Origin of the sequence: Ferviditalea candida, assembly GCF_035282765.1 — a bacterium.
Classification (GTDB): Bacteria; Bacillota; Bacilli; order Paenibacillales; family KCTC-25726; genus Ferviditalea; species Ferviditalea candida.
On the sequence record NZ_JAYJLD010000061.1, the window covers coordinates 1 to 14,970 of the forward strand.

A 14,970-nucleotide genomic window follows, 5' to 3' on the forward strand; every position below is an offset into this window, starting at 1 on the left:
GCAGTGAATGTACAGCATTCCATGACCCAGCATACAGGAGGCGCTTTTTGTTTTGCAAACCGCATTTTAATTCATTACAGGAATAGCTCCTTAAAATAACTTGTCAAAATTATATCATGTAACTACCCTGAAAATCTGTTTCCTGCCGGTGCCATGAAAATGGCTCGAAATGTCAACTTCAAAATTACATATTGATACTTTGGAAAAAAACGCTTACAATATTAATATAAATAATAAAATATTATTAATTAAAAAGGAAGGTGAAAAAATTGAATGTCTTGGCAATAGTCGGGAGTCTTCGTAACGAATCGCTAAACTCCTGCGTACTAGAGACACTGAAGGAGCGATATGCCCCTGAATGGTCCATTTCTGCAGCAGACATCGGATCGCTGCCTTTTTATAATCAGGATATTGAACTCTCTCCTCCGCCTATTGTGAAAGCGTTTTTAGAGCAAGTGACCGAAGCCGAGGCAGTTATCATTGTTACTCCTGAATACAACTGGTCCATTCCCGGAGTGCTGAAAAATGCCTTGGATTGGTTGTCCCGCGTGGAGAAAGTGATGGTCGGAAAACCGGTCTTGATCATGGGTGCAAGCACCGGTATGATCGGCACGCTTCGTGCGCAAACGCATTTGCGGCAGATCCTGTCTAGCCCGGGACTTAACGCGCGGGTGCTTCCTCCCGGAGGAAACGAGGTGCTGATCAACCTCGCCGATCGGAAATGCAGAGACGGACGACTCATTAACGAAGAAACGCTATCTTTCCTGGATCAGGTCGTAAACCGGTTCAACAACTGGATTAAGACGAATAAACCTTAATCTTTCATGCGAGGAGATGTTTATGATGAACAGAAGATACTTGCTGAAAAACGGCTGTGTATTGACCATGGATAAGTCGCTTGGCGATTTTAAAAAGGCCGACGTTCTCATTGACGGCCCCTTAATCGCTGCCGTTCAACCCGATTTGGATGTCCCCGAATGCGAAGTAATCGATGCGTCGGATATGATCGTCATGCCCGGCTTTGTCGACACACACCGGCACACTTGGGAATCCTTGGTGCGCAACGTGGGCGCCGATTGGTCGCTTCCTGTTTACCTGCAAAATATTTATTACGGCACATTCGGCAGCAAGCTTCGTCCAAGCGATGGGTATGCGGCGAATTTGCTCGGGGCGCTGGAGGCACTGGATGCGGGAGTCACTACGCTGCTGGATTGGTCCATGGTTTACTCTCCGGATCATGCGGATGAATTTATACGCGGCCTCCAGAATGCCGGCATTCGTGCGGTATTTGCGCTCGGGCTGTCCGGAGACGGTGAATATTGGAACCGTGAAAGCCGGTTGACTCACCCGGAAGATGCCCGACGCGTGAAAAAACAATATTTCTCGTCCAATGACCAATTATTGACAATGGGTTTGGCCATTCGAGGTCCTGAATTCAGTCATTGGGACACGGCCGTTCACGATATTCAGTTAGCCCGGGAATTGGATGCCATCTGCTCCATGCATCTCGGATTTGGAAGCTGGGGGCCGGACGACCGTTCCATTGAAAAATTGCACAAAGCCGGCCTTCTTGCACCGGATCTGAATATCGTTCATGCCAATACGATGGGCTACGATGAATATAAACTGATCGCCGACTCCGGAGCCTCGATATCCGTCACTCCGGAAATCGAATTGATGATGGGCCACGGCTATCCCGCTACAGGCTTGTTCCTTGAAAACGGCGGAAAGCCGACGATCGGCATTGATGTCGTCACCTCGACAGCAGGAGATATGTTCGCCCAGATGAAGTTCACGCTTCAAGCGGAACGCTCAAGAATCAACGAAAAAATCTTGGCCGGCAAAAATATGCCCATTGAATTGAATTTGTCTGCCCGACAGGTTTTGGAATTTGCCACGATCGAAGGAGCCCGGGCATTGCGGCTGGATCGCAAAATCGGCACTCTGACCCCGGGAAAAGAAGCCGATCTGATCATGATTCGAACGACCGACCTAAACTTGTTCCCTCTCAATGATCCGGTGGGCGCAGTTGTACAATTCGCCAATGCAAGCAATGTTGATTCCGTGTTCGTCTCCGGCCGGCCTGTGAAACGCGGGGGGAAGCTGTTGCATGTGGATCTCGATCACGTCCGCAAACTGGCCAGAGAAAGCAGAGATTACATTTTCTCGAAGCACAAGATTTCAAATGCCCAAGGAATCGGCGCTCTATAAGAATAAAAAGTCTGATCCGTTTTATCCGTTTTAGGGGTAGGGGCTGTCCCACGGATAGGACATTCCCTTATGTCAAAAAAAGAAGCCTTTCCTTGGTAAAATGGAAGCGACGAGCAACCATTCCAAAGGATAGGCTTCTACTCAAAAGAGGGAATCTTTAGCGAAACCGCGGTTTCCGCTTTTGTGCGAATGCTAAGCATCCTTCGGTAAAATCATCCGGATCCACATAGCTCCATCGGATATCTTCATCTTCATAACTGCGTCTGACCAATTCTTTCACCGCCCGCAGCGATCCTCTCGATTGATTCATGATTGTTTCGATTAATTCAAAGGTGAGGCGATCCAAATCGTCCGATGCGACGAACCGTGTTAACAGCCCCAAGCTTGATGCTTCGCTTGCATTCAGAATTCGATTCGTCATCACCAGTTCTTTGGTGAAACTTGGTCCCATGAGCCTTACCATTCGCCGCACAAATGAAGGTCCCAATTTAATTCCCAACTTGCCGACCGGAATTCCCAATCTTGCTTTGGGCGTGCCGATTCGCAAATCGCAGGCCAAGGACAGGATGAACCCGGCGCCCATGGCCGGACCGTCAATCGCCGCTATAACCGGAATAGGCAACTGCTCAAACTTTGCTATCGTTCGTTCCATCACATGAAAGGCTTCATCCGCCTCATCCAACGACATTCCTGCAAATTCCTTGATATCGGATCCCGCCGTAAACTCCCCTGGCACTCCCCTCAACACGGCAACCTTTATTTTCGGGTTGGCCCCAATTTCATCAGCAATATCCCCTAAGGACTTCCACATATTGCGTGTCATTGCATTGCGTGCCGCCGGCCTGTTAATCGTTACAAGGGCTACCTTTGAGGTCAGCTGCAGTGTAATTTTGCCGTCAGGTACTCTGCTGATCGCAACTTTCACACTCCCACCCCCAAGTGCGATTTCTTTTAGTATGCATTCATCCGTACTTGAGAATCAATGATGAGTTTAGGTTCAGTGAGCCGCCGGATGTCTTCGGCTGTATATCCTTCTGCAACTTCAACCAATCTTAATCCTGCTTCCGTTACATCAATCACGGCACGGTCCGTTATAATCCGATCCACAACCTCTTTGCCTGTCAGCGGAAGCGAGCAGTTGTCCAGGATTTCCGGCGCTCCGTCTTGGCTCACGTGATCCATTAACACAAGTATACGCTTAGCGCCTTGTACCAAATCCATCCCGCCCATTCCCTTAACCATTCTTCCGGGGATCATCCAATTGGCAAGATACCAAGCCGAATCCGCCAACCATCAGTGTCGCACCGTCGGTAATGTCTTGTACGGCCTCGGAGAATGTAGAGAATATAGGCTTCACCTGCTCACTTCCTTTTCAGATACTTGCCGCACGAATCGCTGTAAAGCTTTTACAAAATGTTCCGTACCCTCCAACATCACATAGTGTCCTGCCTTGGATACCACTTCAATCGAGGCATGCGGAACCAGAGCTTTCAGGTCGTCTCTTGCCGCAGCCAGCAGCATGCGATCATCTTCCCCGTATATCGCCAGTATAGGTTTTCGGAGATGGGACAGGCTATCACTACCATACCTGTATTCATTGCAGCACCGGTAATCGATAATGGTAGTTTCAAGGGAGACATGATTCAACTCACGACGCTCTTCTTCCAATAAATCCGGGTCCACTTCTTTGCTGTAAGAAGCATAGAATAAACCATCGGGATATACACCTGTCTCGAGTTTATCGAATAGTTTGGAATCTACGGGCAGGACATAATGGCTGGCCGCTAGAACCAATGCAAGGACATTCGGATGGTTAACCGCCAGCTCAATCCCGATTAAACCTCCCATAGAATGCCCGATAACAATCGTCTGCCCGGTTATCTGCGGCTTGAAGTATGCAAAGTAATCTTTGATGCTATGAAGAACAGGATTTGCATCCAGCCCATGTCCCGGCAAATCCGCAAATACACATCGATATCCGTTCATCAAATCCCTCACGCGTCTCCATTTCGAAGCGGTTCCCCCCGCTCCCGGGAGGAAGAGAAGCGTAATTTCATTCTTTTCATCCATTCATAATTCCCCCCTCACGTAAAACGGGCCAAATCTTAAACAGATACCACGCGATTTTCTTGGAAACCCAAATCGATTCGACCGTCCGGACTCTTGATTTCGCAACGAACAATATCGCCGTTTTTCAAGTAATTTTTATTTTCTGCCTGGCTTTCTAGCAGAAGAGTTAACTTTTGATCGCTTGGGAGAAATGGATTCGTTAACTGTGATAACTGTTCTCCCGTCAATTTAAGCGCTACCCCTCCGGGTGTCCCTGTCAGTAATAAATCTCCCGGATCAAAGTCCATCATGCGGGACAATTCTTCAATTGTCTCCTCCGGCTTATATTGCAGTTGTTCTGTATTCGCGGACTGTCTCAATTCTCCGTTGACCCACAATTTCAAATCCAAATGGTGAATTTGAGAGACCTCTTCCGGATCAAGCCAGTACATAAAAGGTCCCGCCGGACAGAAGGTGCGATAGCTTTTTCCTTTAAACCATTGACCTTCCACCAACTGAACGTCTCTTGCAGAAACGTCGTTCGTGATGATGATCCCGGCGACATACTCATGCAAATTTTCTTCCGTGACCCGAACAGGCCTTCTTATCTTCGTTTTCATCACCAATCCAAGCTCGATCTCATAATCAAGAAGCTGAACGTGCGAAGGAAGCTGTATGTCGTCCATTGCACCGGAAAGAGAACTGTCAGGCTTCGTGAAAATAAGATTAAAGGACGCCCTTGAAGACTTCATTCCCGCTTCCGCTCTGTGCAAGGCATAGTTTGCTCCTTGGCACACAATACGCGCAGGCAGCGTAATTGGGCTCGCTAACTTAATAACGTCCAACGATAGCGCTTTTGACGGGTTAGCCTTCGCTAGAACCTCTTCTTTTCCGGCTTGCAGCAATTCTGCTAACGAGTCATACACTTCTTCAAGAGGATGAACGGCGTTCTCCTGAACCACTCCCCATTGGATCGTCTCTTCGTATACATACCTTGCTATACGGATTCCCATGCTTTGTCCTCCTAAATAATGAAAGTATACGGGTCATTCGCACCTAATTAATATTATTATATTATAATATTAATAAGTCAACAAAAAATATACCGGTATGATTCCGGTATATTTTTGTTGTGAAATAAAGTTTTATGGGCGATCTTTGGACATGATCAACTGAGATACACGTGTAAGCAGTTCATACATTTTCTGTCGCGCGAGTGCGCCGTTTCTCTCACACACCGCCAGCATTACCGCTTTATGCCTTTCCAAAATTTCATCATCCGGTCCTTGAAAGGGCTCCGCAGGATGCTGTTGGATTGCGTGAAACGTCGTATGACGGCTTCTTTCCAATGCAAGGCGCAAAGTCTGGATCAGGCTGATCAATAATTCGTTATGGGACGCTTGAATCAAGCTGTGATGGAAATTGTAATCGGCCTTAACCCATTTTTCTTCATTATCCACCGAGGCTTTCAACTGCTCATAACAATTTTGAATGTTTTGAATATCTTCCTCCGTCACATTTTTCGCAGCCAGTTCCATTGCCGCAGGTTCAATGGCTAATCTGACTTCGGTCAGCCTGGTTAAAAACTCGCCTTTATCATCCATTTCCGATGCCCATGTCAATACATCCGGGTCCCACCATTGCCAATTGGACCGGGGACAAACCATGGTGCCGATTTTTGTCGTGGATTCGATGAGTCTGCGCGCAGATAAGCTTTTGAGAACCTCACGAACGACGGTACGGCTAACCCCCTTCATTTCACTATAATCTTCAACCTTCGGAAGGGATTGCCCCGGTTGGAGTTCACCATGAACGATCTTGCGGCCTAATTCATGAAGTAATTGGTCGCTTATATTTTGCAGTGACATAATAATACTCCTTATTATTTCAGTTAATTAAATATTATTATAGTATAATAATTGTAATTGTCAAACCTATACACATTCACAGCTTACAACAAGTCACCTCATGCATTACATGGCAAATTAATTATGGGGGAAAAGAAAATGAAAATGGCAAATCCTGCACCTGTTGGAAATCTTTCTTTTGGTTTATCGTGTTTAGTTATCGGAGCTTTGTTTGCCGGATGGTTTGGACCAATGAACTCTGGAAATATGCCGGGGCAATAAGCGCTCTTTCATCCGGACTATTGGATTCCCCTGAATTTTCGATGTGGGTAGGCATCCTCCACTTTTCTATCGCCTGATTGAATTACAGCACCGGGCAAGGTGTCCATAAAATGACTTAAGGGCATTCCGACTTTTACCCCGAGATCAAAAGTGTTGCCGGGAACATAACAGACAATCTTTTCTGTGTCAAAATTGTGATACAACAATCCTTAGGTGAAGATTTTTTTACCAGACTTGATATTTCAATAATTTTCTCCAGCTTTTGATGCATTGCCCGTTCAATCATTAATGCTATGAAGAGCATCGGTTGCGACATCATGCATTCATGATAAAGAGTTTTAGAGATATCTCTAGAACTCTTTGTTCAATACGTTTATTATACCAGTGCTTTTTCGAAGCAAGTCCCCCATTGAGAAATACAGTCATCCGTTTTCCATACTTTTGGTTTTTGCGGATTATCTCTATGCCAAGGTCTTGGCTCAAAACAATCCAATTCCTTGACATATTTATCGGCATCCGTAAACAGTTCAATCATATTCTCATCCGGGTCGTAATGATATGTTGCGATGTTATGCCCGGCGCCATGCCGAGACGGGCCCCAAATAATCGGAATTTTGTTTTTTCCGAGATAATCCATACTATGCGTTAAATGGCCATAGTTCCTTAATTCGAAAGCGAGATGATGCATTCCCCCCTTTTGGGGTGAAGTGAAGAAATTCAGCACATGATGATCGGTATTGCAAGTTGTAAACCCAAAAAACTCTTCAATCCAATCCGTATTGGTGAATCCCAATTTCCCGTAAAATTCTACCGATCTTTTCGCGCTGTCCACTCTTAAGGAAAGGTGTCCAATCTTGTTAGGAATGATTCCACTGTGCTTAAATCCCGGCGAAGCCAGGCTCATTTCGGAAAACAGTTGTACCTGATACCCGTCCGGATCGGTAAATTCCACGACTTCGGACACACCGGGTTTTGTATCCGTTTTCAACTCGGCTTTTATTTCGAGTTTTGCCAATTCCTTTACGATCTCTTTAGCCCCGGCATCCGATTTGTATTGAAACCCGAAACGAGCAATTGCCGACACACTCGACGGATTGAGAACAATATTATGATGATCTGTAGAACTGCTAAAATATGCGCTCCCATCCGGACCTTCTTCCACTAAAGTGAAACCCATAACTTCGTTGTAATAATTCTTCAAAGCTTCAATATTTCTCGTGTTAAACTCAACATAGCCCAATCTAAACACATGAAACATTGGTTTCCCCCCTTAAGATGATCAATTTAATTAATATTATTATATTACTATTTAGTTTTGTCAAGCCGGATTCCATAAAAATACTGCTGGAATTGATAAGAAATCAAGGGGGGGGAATTTTTCGAGCAAAGAACAATCCGAAAAACGGCATTTGGCCTCACCTGGCGGCTCATTTGGACGAGATGCTTGATCCCCGGAGTGGGACATCTATAGGTCATTCAATACTTACATCAGATTTTACAATCGGACATTTGTTTTTTTACATGGGGTTTATTTGTATGCAAAAAAGATAGAAGGACTTTCAAGGGTTGCTGATAGGTAGACAGAATCGGGGAAATGGCAAGGCTCATAGCAATGCTTCTATGTTGTGTATAAATCCTTTATAAAAGAAGTTGAAAATTTTCTTTAATGGTATTGCGCACATTGGCAACATGGCGCTTCATCTTTTCTTCCGCACTCGAAATATCCCGCGTTTTCAAAGCATGGTAGATGGCCTGATGTTCCTGCAGGGATTTTTCGCTCCTTCCGGGTATTAGAATAGTGCGAAAATGATATCGAATCAGCTGTGTTTTGATCACATTCACCATCTTCACGGCCTGACTATTTTTTGCAAGTTTATATATCATATTGTGAAACTCGTTATTCTTTTTGGAATAATCATCGTATTTGTTTTCATGCAAATAATTTCCCATTTGGAGCATGATTTGTTCCATGTTTTGCAAATCTTCCTCCGTAAAGTTCGGAGCTGCCGAACGGATAATTAAGCCCTCCAGCACTTCCCTTATTTCGAGATAGTTTTCCACTTCCTCCAAGCTGAACGATTTGATCGTTGCCCCTTTGTTACTTTCGATTTTTACCAAATTTTCCTGCTCTAATTTCAGCAAAGCGGTTTTGACTGTATTTCGGCTGACGCCGATCAAATCCGAAAGCTGAGTCTCCACCAGCTTTTGGGAAGGTTTATATGTGCCGTCCAGAATTCCTTGCTTAATAAAACGGTATGCATATTCCAATTGGCTGCTCATCCGAAATATCTCCTTTTTGACGCTGATCAGTTAGGATGCCGACAATCTTCCCGACATATATGCCGCGCAATTTATATATATCCTAAATCATGAGTTCGTTTATGTCAACAAAGCCAATCTTTAATCCGTGTCTTCGTACCATGGATTCAAATGCACCAATACTTCTTTTACATCAGTATGCCGCTTCATGATCGATTGTTTAATCTGCCGGGCAATATCGTGTCCTTCCTGAACGCTGAGTTCCGCGGGGATACCAACCCTTACATCAATAATAATGTAATGCCCGTGTTCTCTTGCGCGAATTCGATCAATGCGCTTCACTTGCGGTACCGATTGAATCAGGCTTATAAAGTCGTTTATTTTTTCCGCATCTACATTCTTTTCCATCAAAACATCCGCTGATGTTTTCCCCATATGATATGCCAGCTTCAAAACAAAATATGCGACAACGATTCCCGCTATGGGATCTCCGTAAGAGAGCAAGGCAATCTGATAATAATTCCCAATCATGGCCAAACCGATACCAACGACCGCCGCAATGGAAGCATAAACATCGGCAAGATGATCATATGCTGTGGCGATCAAACCGTTGCTTTTCGTCTTTTTTCCGATCGACATGGTAAAAACGAAAAGCGCTTGTTTTAAAATCAAAGAAAACACAGCGGCAATCAAGGCAAGAACGGTAGCTTTATGCGGCGGCTCAAAGAGAACCATTACAGAATGGTACGCCATATAGATTGCAGCCAACGCCAAAATAATGGCAACAATACCCGCACCGATCACTTCCGCTTTTCCGTGCCCGTAAGGGTGGTCTTCATCGGGAGGTTGTTTGGATACGCGCATGGAACTTAGTGCCGCTCCGGTTGCAACCACATCCCCTGCATTATGAACACCGTCGGCAATCAATACCGGACTGTTGAATAAGAAACCGACAATAAATTTTATGGCGGTTAAAACTATGTTGCTGATTAAACTGATCCAAATGGCAAAAGCGGATTGTTTGTTTTCCTTGCTCATGGCTTCTTCCTCCTGTCATTAGTATTGCCAAAAGCATACAAAAACCCTTGACCTATTCGGTCAAGGGACGATCATTTCTATATATATTTATAAAAACATGCCCAGATTCATTACACTCAAGACGGCTTGATCCGGATAAATGGTTCGCGAAGCGATTTTCCATTCTCCATTTTCTTTTCTCAGCACATCTTCGCGTTCTCCAAACAGTTGTTCCGTTTCAATGTCCGAAGCCCTGCTCCTTTTGAACAAAAAATAGCTTCGCACACGATATTCCTCCGGTCTGGAGCCGGGAGCAACCGAAATATTGCTGACGAAATGCCGCTGCCGAGTCGCCGGGTTGTCAACCCAGGCCGATGTCGTGTACAGCCGGTTCACCCGGGTTGTCAGGGATTTTTTCGTTTCCTCAAAATGCTTCATCTCATAAACAAGGTTGGATGCATCTTTATTGTCGGACGTTACGCGTATCGGCATCTGATATACCAGATCTTCGCTCAGTAAATCGAGCCACTCTTTATATTGCCGATGATCCAACAAGTAAGCTTCATGATAAAGAAAATTGCTTATTTCGCAATGCAATTCCGCGTTCATTTTGCTTCCTCCCCCGCGTCAAGAAGATCCTTGCTAATGAGTTCAAACCAATATTCATGCAAACCTCTTGAAATGAAATCAACGTAGGTTGTCGGATAAGCGGTGCCAGGTCCGGGGAAATTTTCGTCGGGCTCGAACTTCCCTGATCCCATCAGGTAATTGGCTACATTGTTGTAATTCAACTCTTTATCCCGGCTCATAATACCCTTGCTGGCCTGAACAATACGAGACCAATTCTCGGTGTCATCCATTTCCAAAGTGCCGGAGGATCCAAACGAACCGATATACCCTCTATAAGCCGCTTCTTTATAATCCTCCGGCGCGGCCTTGTCAATCATGAACCAGCACCAGACCTCCACTTTATCAGGCCCCAAAGGTCTCCAAACCCGGAAATTCAAATAGTTGTGCAGATGCCCCTCTGTTCCATGAACCGGGCTTACGAAGGACAGATTGGGGAACACGCCTCCCACAAAAACGGTCGTTCTCGATAAAAGATCGTACTGCTCCGGGCTCAAGTTTCTTTCAAACATCGGCCACATGAGTTCCGGCGTAGCTTGGAAAGGATAAATGGATCGCCCGGTTTTGGATGTGGCAACATTAATGCCATGCCCATGTTCCAACACAATCGCATGGCCGTACGATGCATATAAGGGATCGCTCGGACTGATTCCCATTTCCACTGTGGAACGGTGAGTCGTTTGAACATGGTAAGGATCCGCCGCGAAATTTTCTTGTACCGCTTTCCAATTGGCTGTAGCTACCCAACGTTGGGGAATTCCTCTGACTTCCATCCCCCCGTCGCTTCTGCCCAATAAAATGTCGAAATACCACTTCATACCTCCCAAATATTCCTCGAGAGGCATGGCATTCCGATCTAGATTTGCAAAAATCATTCCACGATACGATTCGAGCCGCGGAATCGGACGAAGACCCCATTCGGATTTATCCATCTCTTCCCCGTACACCTTGTCTCCGGCTACTATGCCGATCAGTTCCCCCTCAAGGTTAAAGCTCCAACCGTGATAAGGGCAGGTAAACGTTTTCTTTTTTCCGAAATCTGCTGTGCACAAATGCACGCCGCGATGAGTGCAGGAATTGAGGAACGCTTTCAATTCTCCGGAATTGGTTCTGACAAGCAGCACCGGATCATTCACGATCCATCTGGTTACATAGCTGCCCGCTTCCTTTAATTCGGATTCGTGAGCCAAAAATTGCCAAGTGCAAGAAAATACTTTTTCGACCTCCAGTTGATAGATGTCCGGATCCGTCACTACCCACTGAGGCAACAGTCCTTCTGAAATTTTCCGCTGCAAACCTTGCAATGTTTTTTTATCCAACGTATTTCTTAACAATAGCCTCACCTTCCATTACGTTTTTGGATATTAAAAACCAGTCCGCTAATTCATATTGTGAATCATTAATTTATATAACGAATTCAATAATGTGAGCTTAATGCTCACATAAGATGAAAAACAAAAAGTTATAATAGAGACGACTGATCAATTCTCAATCTTTAAGGGTTCAAGACAATCCACGCAGCATGTTCAAGACACGACTGAGATGCAAACGCATCATTTGTTCCGCTTCGTCCGGGTCGCGCCGGGCCACCGCACCGACAATACCCTTATGCTCTTCAAGTGATTTATCCGAATGCCTGCGTGATAAAATTGATTGGAACTGAAAGCGCACTAGCTGTGAATGAAGCGTATCCAACACTTTCATTGCGGTGGGATGACCGGACATTTTGATTATCTTATTGTGTAGTTTGCCATTGCTGTCGGTATAATTCAGCAATTGATCCGAATCGTGGTATTGCTGCATCTCCTTCAGAATGCCTTGAAGAACCGCTATATCTTCATCAGTTGCCTTTACTGCGGCATGCCGTACAACCAAACATTCAAGAGCCAAACGTACTTCAAGGATCTCGATCGCTTCCTTTTCCGTAACCAGACGAACGCGTGCCCCCCGATAATGTTCCCGCTCTACCAGGCCCTCTTGTTCCAATCGGGCCAAAGCGGTCCGTATTGCCGCACGTCCGGCACCGATTAATTTGGCCAATTCCAGCTCTACCAGGCGCTGGTTCGGCAGCAGTATTCCACGACGGATATCCTCCTTGATTCGGAGATAGCATTGTTCTTCATTCAGCAATGTGACTTCATTTAACATAAATCATCCATCTTTCCGGAATAAATTAGAATGCGTCGTTGAGAACCTTGACAGGACTATGATTCCAAATGTTTTTGTATGAATTGAATCACCCGCGCGTTGAACTCCCGAGGCATTTCACTTGGACAATAATGTCCGCAGGGCAACACGGTCATCTCAGAGTGCGGAATTAGGGAATGCATTAATTCACCCATGCTTAAGTCATTCGCCTTATCCTCAGACCCCCAGATAATTAAAGCGGGCGGTTTCAAAAAGGGCAACCTGCGTTGAAGGTTATACCTCGCACGGTTTAAGGGGTTATTCATATGGTTCAATATTTTTTGGTAGGCTTCCAACGCGCCCGGCAGCAAAGTGCGCTCGTACCACCGTTGTGCCGTTTCCGTAATGTCCAAGTTTTCACCGTTTGTTGTCTGAAGCACATGCTGCAGGATATCATCATGCGTAGGCGGCGTAAACGCTGTCATTGCCGATAAAGTACGTGTAGACATCCCACCGGCCCCAACCAAAGTCAGAGTGCGGACGCGATCCGGACTTTCGTAACCAAGCAGCGATGCAACCCAACCGCCCATTGAGTGACCTACGATGTGCGCTGATGAAATCCCCAAAGCATCCTGAAACTCCCGCACAAAGTCTGCCAGATAAGCAAACGAATACTCTACCGGAAGTCGATCGCCCATACCCCAGCCGACAAAGTCGGGAGCGTAAACATGAAAATGACGGCTGAGCTCTTCAATATTCGCCAGCCAATAGTCGCCCCCCGTCCAGAATCCGACCCCATGGAGCAGAATCACAGGCTCTCCTTGACCGGCTTCCAGATAATAGGTGGTGCCGTGGCTTAATGTAAGTTGGTTTTCCTTAACCGAAGAGAAATCCAACGAATTCTACCCCCTCTCTCACATCAGGAAAAATGCTGCTACTTCCAAACCGCAAAGGTCATCCCCACTCCAGTACCTGCCGGAGAACGATACCCTGAAACGTATTCCAGATACTGCATATCCAAATGCTCCATCGCACCGGCGCCAACAACCCAGTTGAGAATCTCCCCGGAGGCACCCTGCAATTTTTCCCTTGGCAGCGTTTTCAGAATGCCGGCGTCCTTATTTTTGAGTCCGCGAATGACTTGTTGATCGAGTTCTTCATCCAATGTAAAGTGGCTAAGACCGCCCGAGCTGATTATGGCAACACGTTTATCCTCGCCCCAAGACTCGATGGCCCGCCTGAGTGCTTGGCCAAACTCATAGCTGCGAGCGGGTGTCGGTTGGTTGGGTTGGAAAAAGCAGTTTACAAATATCGGAACCATCGGTATCGTCCTATGAATGGCCAACCGGCGTTGAACAAATGTATACGCATGGCCCAACGAACGTCCTTCAAACTGCGTTTTGCTTTGAGCGACGTCAAACCCCTCGGTTGTCATGCTTGCAATGATATGCCTGCCCAAATCGCTTTGAGTGGGGTAATAATCTATTTGATCTGTCGTGTGCCATGCCCATATCACGGCGCCCAATGATGGATGGATCTCGTTCAGGTCATGCGGAAGATCCTTCAACTCATCTCCCCAAAATACGCCAAAGGCAGGCTTGCAATCATCGAAAAAGAGTTCTTCCTGGTCATCCCCTATGACTACCAAAATGTCCGGATCAACCTCTTTAATCTCCCGGTTCAAATGCTCTATGGCAGCTTGGCATTCTTCATACTTTCTCTGCCAAACCTCAGGGGATAACTTGTCTTGAAGGGTATGTCCGATTTCCCGCGCGCGTTCTTCAAAATGGGTATCCGGATTAAGCCGATCCCGTTCCGCGTGCATGTGCCAAATTTCGGGCGTACTGCTGACTTGCGGACTATGCGACGAACCGATGCCTAACACAATTTTAGCCAAACCATTCATCCTCCTTCTCATCATTAACCTTTAAACCATCTTACGATTCACGCAAAACAGCCGTGATTTCAACTTGTACAAGTGCCCCCCTTCGCAGATTCGTTACTGTGGAATGTCTTGCAGGCCGGCTTTCAGCATCCGGAAACATTTTTACCCATTCTTGGTTGACCAAGTCCCGATACTGCTCGTCCTGGAGATACACGGTCATTTTTCCGATATCGTCAGGAGTGCCGCCAGCGTTCTCCATAAAGCTGCGAACGTGCCGAAAAACCAACTCTACTTGTTTTGCCGGATCTTCCGGAATCTCGCCGGTATCCGGGTCGATCCCTGCAATCGCGGAAGAAAAAACAAATCTATCTATTTTTGCTCCCTGGGGAATGGGAGTAGTTCCGTGATTTACCCCTTCGATCTCAATACTTTTACGACGATTCATTCAATCACCTCGTTGACTTTTTAAAGCATCTCAAAAACATTCCGTTGCAGACTCCAGCTTTTACAGATGCATGTTCTAAGTGTATTTTTAATCAACATTATTGTCAACAATTATTTCTACAATTGTCGTTGTGCTGTGATAATGTCACCCTGTAACTGTTCTGAGATAATGTCACTATGGGACAGGAGACATTGACATTGACTAGAGCAGAGTTGAAGAAG

Annotated in this window: 16 protein-coding genes and 2 pseudogenes; 3 read left to right on the forward strand and 15 right to left on the reverse strand. The window is 45.9% G+C overall.

The features are described 5' to 3' along the window. Positions 1-260: 260 nt before the first annotated feature. Together VF724_RS20380 and VF724_RS20385 are read left to right on the forward strand one after the other, a co-directional pair. Complete coding sequence (locus tag VF724_RS20380) at positions 261-818, forward strand: NADPH-dependent FMN reductase (RefSeq protein WP_371756069.1); 558 nt, start codon at positions 261-263, stop codon at positions 816-818. 25 nt (positions 819-843) lie between these two features. Beyond that, on the forward strand, positions 844-2,211 hold the full coding sequence (locus VF724_RS20385; protein WP_371756070.1) for an amidohydrolase family protein: 1,368 nt from the start codon (positions 844-846) through the stop codon (positions 2,209-2,211). A 157-nt stretch (positions 2,212-2,368) separates the two neighbouring features. On the opposite strand, the gene VF724_RS20390 is transcribed toward VF724_RS20385, so the two are convergent. The 6 genes and pseudogenes from VF724_RS20390 to VF724_RS20415 form a co-directional block, all read right to left on the reverse strand. Further along, a complete protein-coding gene (locus VF724_RS20390; RefSeq protein ID WP_371756071.1) occupies positions 2,369-3,136 on the reverse strand; it encodes an enoyl-CoA hydratase/isomerase family protein in 768 nt (255 codons plus the stop codon). A gap of 26 nt (positions 3,137-3,162) precedes the next feature. Beyond that, positions 3,163-3,480: pseudogene (locus tag VF724_RS20395) on the reverse strand (CoA-transferase); the annotation flags it as partial. A 1-nt stretch (position 3,481) separates the two neighbouring features. Next, positions 3,482-3,568: pseudogene (locus VF724_RS20400) on the reverse strand (succinyl-CoA--3-ketoacid-CoA transferase); the annotation flags it as partial. Next, positions 3,565-4,281: an alpha/beta fold hydrolase gene (locus VF724_RS20405; protein WP_371756072.1), complete on the reverse strand. Its 717-nt coding sequence runs from the start codon at positions 4,279-4,281 to the stop codon at positions 3,565-3,567. The gene VF724_RS20405 and the pseudogene VF724_RS20400, both read right to left, overlap by 4 nt. 35 nt (positions 4,282-4,316) lie before the next feature. Next, complete coding sequence (locus tag VF724_RS20410) at positions 4,317-5,222, reverse strand: fumarylacetoacetate hydrolase family protein (protein ID WP_371756073.1); 906 nt, start codon at positions 5,220-5,222, stop codon at positions 4,317-4,319. Positions 5,223-5,405: 183 nt separating this feature from the next. Beyond that, a complete protein-coding gene (locus VF724_RS20415) occupies positions 5,406-6,128 on the reverse strand; it encodes a FadR/GntR family transcriptional regulator (RefSeq protein ID WP_371756074.1) in 723 nt (240 codons plus the stop codon). Positions 6,129-6,266: 138 nt separating this feature from the next. Here VF724_RS20415 and VF724_RS20420 point away from each other — a divergent pair, with 138 nt between their 5' ends. After that, positions 6,267-6,389: a hypothetical protein gene (locus VF724_RS20420; RefSeq protein WP_371756075.1), complete on the forward strand. Its 123-nt coding sequence runs from the start codon at positions 6,267-6,269 to the stop codon at positions 6,387-6,389. Between the two features lie 376 nt (positions 6,390-6,765). Here the strand turns inward: VF724_RS20420 and VF724_RS20425 are convergent, their stop codons facing one another. The 9 genes from VF724_RS20425 to VF724_RS20465 form a co-directional block, all read right to left on the reverse strand. Next, positions 6,766-7,647 carry a VOC family protein gene (locus tag VF724_RS20425; RefSeq protein WP_371756076.1) on the reverse strand — a complete coding sequence of 294 codons (882 nt, stop codon included), beginning with the start codon at positions 7,645-7,647 and terminating at the stop codon, positions 6,766-6,768. Between the two features lie 380 nt (positions 7,648-8,027). Further along, the gene (locus tag VF724_RS20430; protein WP_371756077.1) at positions 8,028-8,669 is read right to left on the reverse strand and encodes a GntR family transcriptional regulator; all 642 of its coding nucleotides are present in this window, start codon (positions 8,667-8,669) and stop codon (positions 8,028-8,030) included. Positions 8,670-8,789: 120 nt separating this feature from the next. Beyond that, a complete protein-coding gene (locus VF724_RS20435; RefSeq protein ID WP_371756078.1) occupies positions 8,790-9,686 on the reverse strand; it encodes a cation diffusion facilitator family transporter in 897 nt (298 codons plus the stop codon). An 87-nt stretch (positions 9,687-9,773) separates the two neighbouring features. Beyond that, entirely contained in the window at positions 9,774-10,274 is a 501-nt protein-coding gene (locus tag VF724_RS20440; protein ID WP_371756079.1) for a 3-phenylpropionate/cinnamic acid dioxygenase subunit beta, read from the reverse strand. Beyond that, positions 10,271-11,560 carry an aromatic ring-hydroxylating oxygenase subunit alpha gene (locus VF724_RS20445; RefSeq protein WP_371756080.1) on the reverse strand — a complete coding sequence of 430 codons (1,290 nt, stop codon included), beginning with the start codon at positions 11,558-11,560 and terminating at the stop codon, positions 10,271-10,273. Before VF724_RS20445 ends, VF724_RS20440 begins: the two co-directional genes overlap by 4 nt. Positions 11,561-11,795: 235 nt before the next feature. Beyond that, a complete protein-coding gene (locus VF724_RS20450) occupies positions 11,796-12,440 on the reverse strand; it encodes a GntR family transcriptional regulator (RefSeq protein ID WP_371756081.1) in 645 nt (214 codons plus the stop codon). 56 nt (positions 12,441-12,496) lie between these two features. Beyond that, positions 12,497-13,315, reverse strand: coding sequence for an alpha/beta fold hydrolase (locus VF724_RS20455; RefSeq protein ID WP_371756082.1), 819 nt, complete (start codon positions 13,313-13,315; stop codon positions 12,497-12,499). Between the two features lie 38 nt (positions 13,316-13,353). Continuing rightward, positions 13,354-14,316, reverse strand: coding sequence for a DODA-type extradiol aromatic ring-opening family dioxygenase (locus VF724_RS20460; protein ID WP_371756083.1), 963 nt, complete (start codon positions 14,314-14,316; stop codon positions 13,354-13,356). A gap of 40 nt (positions 14,317-14,356) precedes the next feature. Continuing rightward, the gene (locus tag VF724_RS20465) at positions 14,357-14,749 is read right to left on the reverse strand and encodes a RidA family protein (protein WP_371756084.1); all 393 of its coding nucleotides are present in this window, start codon (positions 14,747-14,749) and stop codon (positions 14,357-14,359) included. Positions 14,750-14,970: the final 221 nt, after the last annotated feature.

What these genes read in the sequence shown, in the direction of transcription:
- VF724_RS20385 (WP_371756070.1), top strand. Translation starts at nt 844, where the DNA reads ATGAACAGAAGATACTTGCTGAAAAACGGCTGTGTATTGACCATGGAT.
- VF724_RS20405 (WP_371756072.1), bottom strand. Translation starts at nt 4,281, where the DNA reads ATGGATGAAAAGAATGAAATTACGCTTCTCTTCCTCCCGGGAGCGGGG.
- VF724_RS20415 (WP_371756074.1), bottom strand. Translation starts at nt 6,128, where the DNA reads ATGTCACTGCAAAATATAAGCGACCAATTACTTCATGAATTAGGCCGC.
- VF724_RS20420 (WP_371756075.1), top strand. Translation starts at nt 6,267, where the DNA reads ATGAAAATGGCAAATCCTGCACCTGTTGGAAATCTTTCTTTTGGTTTA.
- VF724_RS20425 (WP_371756076.1), bottom strand. Translation starts at nt 7,647, where the DNA reads ATGTTTCATGTGTTTAGATTGGGCTATGTTGAGTTTAACACGAGAAAT.
- VF724_RS20430 (WP_371756077.1), bottom strand. Translation starts at nt 8,669, where the DNA reads ATGAGCAGCCAATTGGAATATGCATACCGTTTTATTAAGCAAGGAATT.
- VF724_RS20435 (WP_371756078.1), bottom strand. Translation starts at nt 9,686, where the DNA reads ATGAGCAAGGAAAACAAACAATCCGCTTTTGCCATTTGGATCAGTTTA.
- VF724_RS20440 (WP_371756079.1), bottom strand. Translation starts at nt 10,274, where the DNA reads ATGAACGCGGAATTGCATTGCGAAATAAGCAATTTTCTTTATCATGAA.
- VF724_RS20450 (WP_371756081.1), bottom strand. Translation starts at nt 12,440, where the DNA reads ATGTTAAATGAAGTCACATTGCTGAATGAAGAACAATGCTATCTCCGA.
- VF724_RS20465 (WP_371756084.1), bottom strand. Translation starts at nt 14,749, where the DNA reads ATGAATCGTCGTAAAAGTATTGAGATCGAAGGGGTAAATCACGGAACT.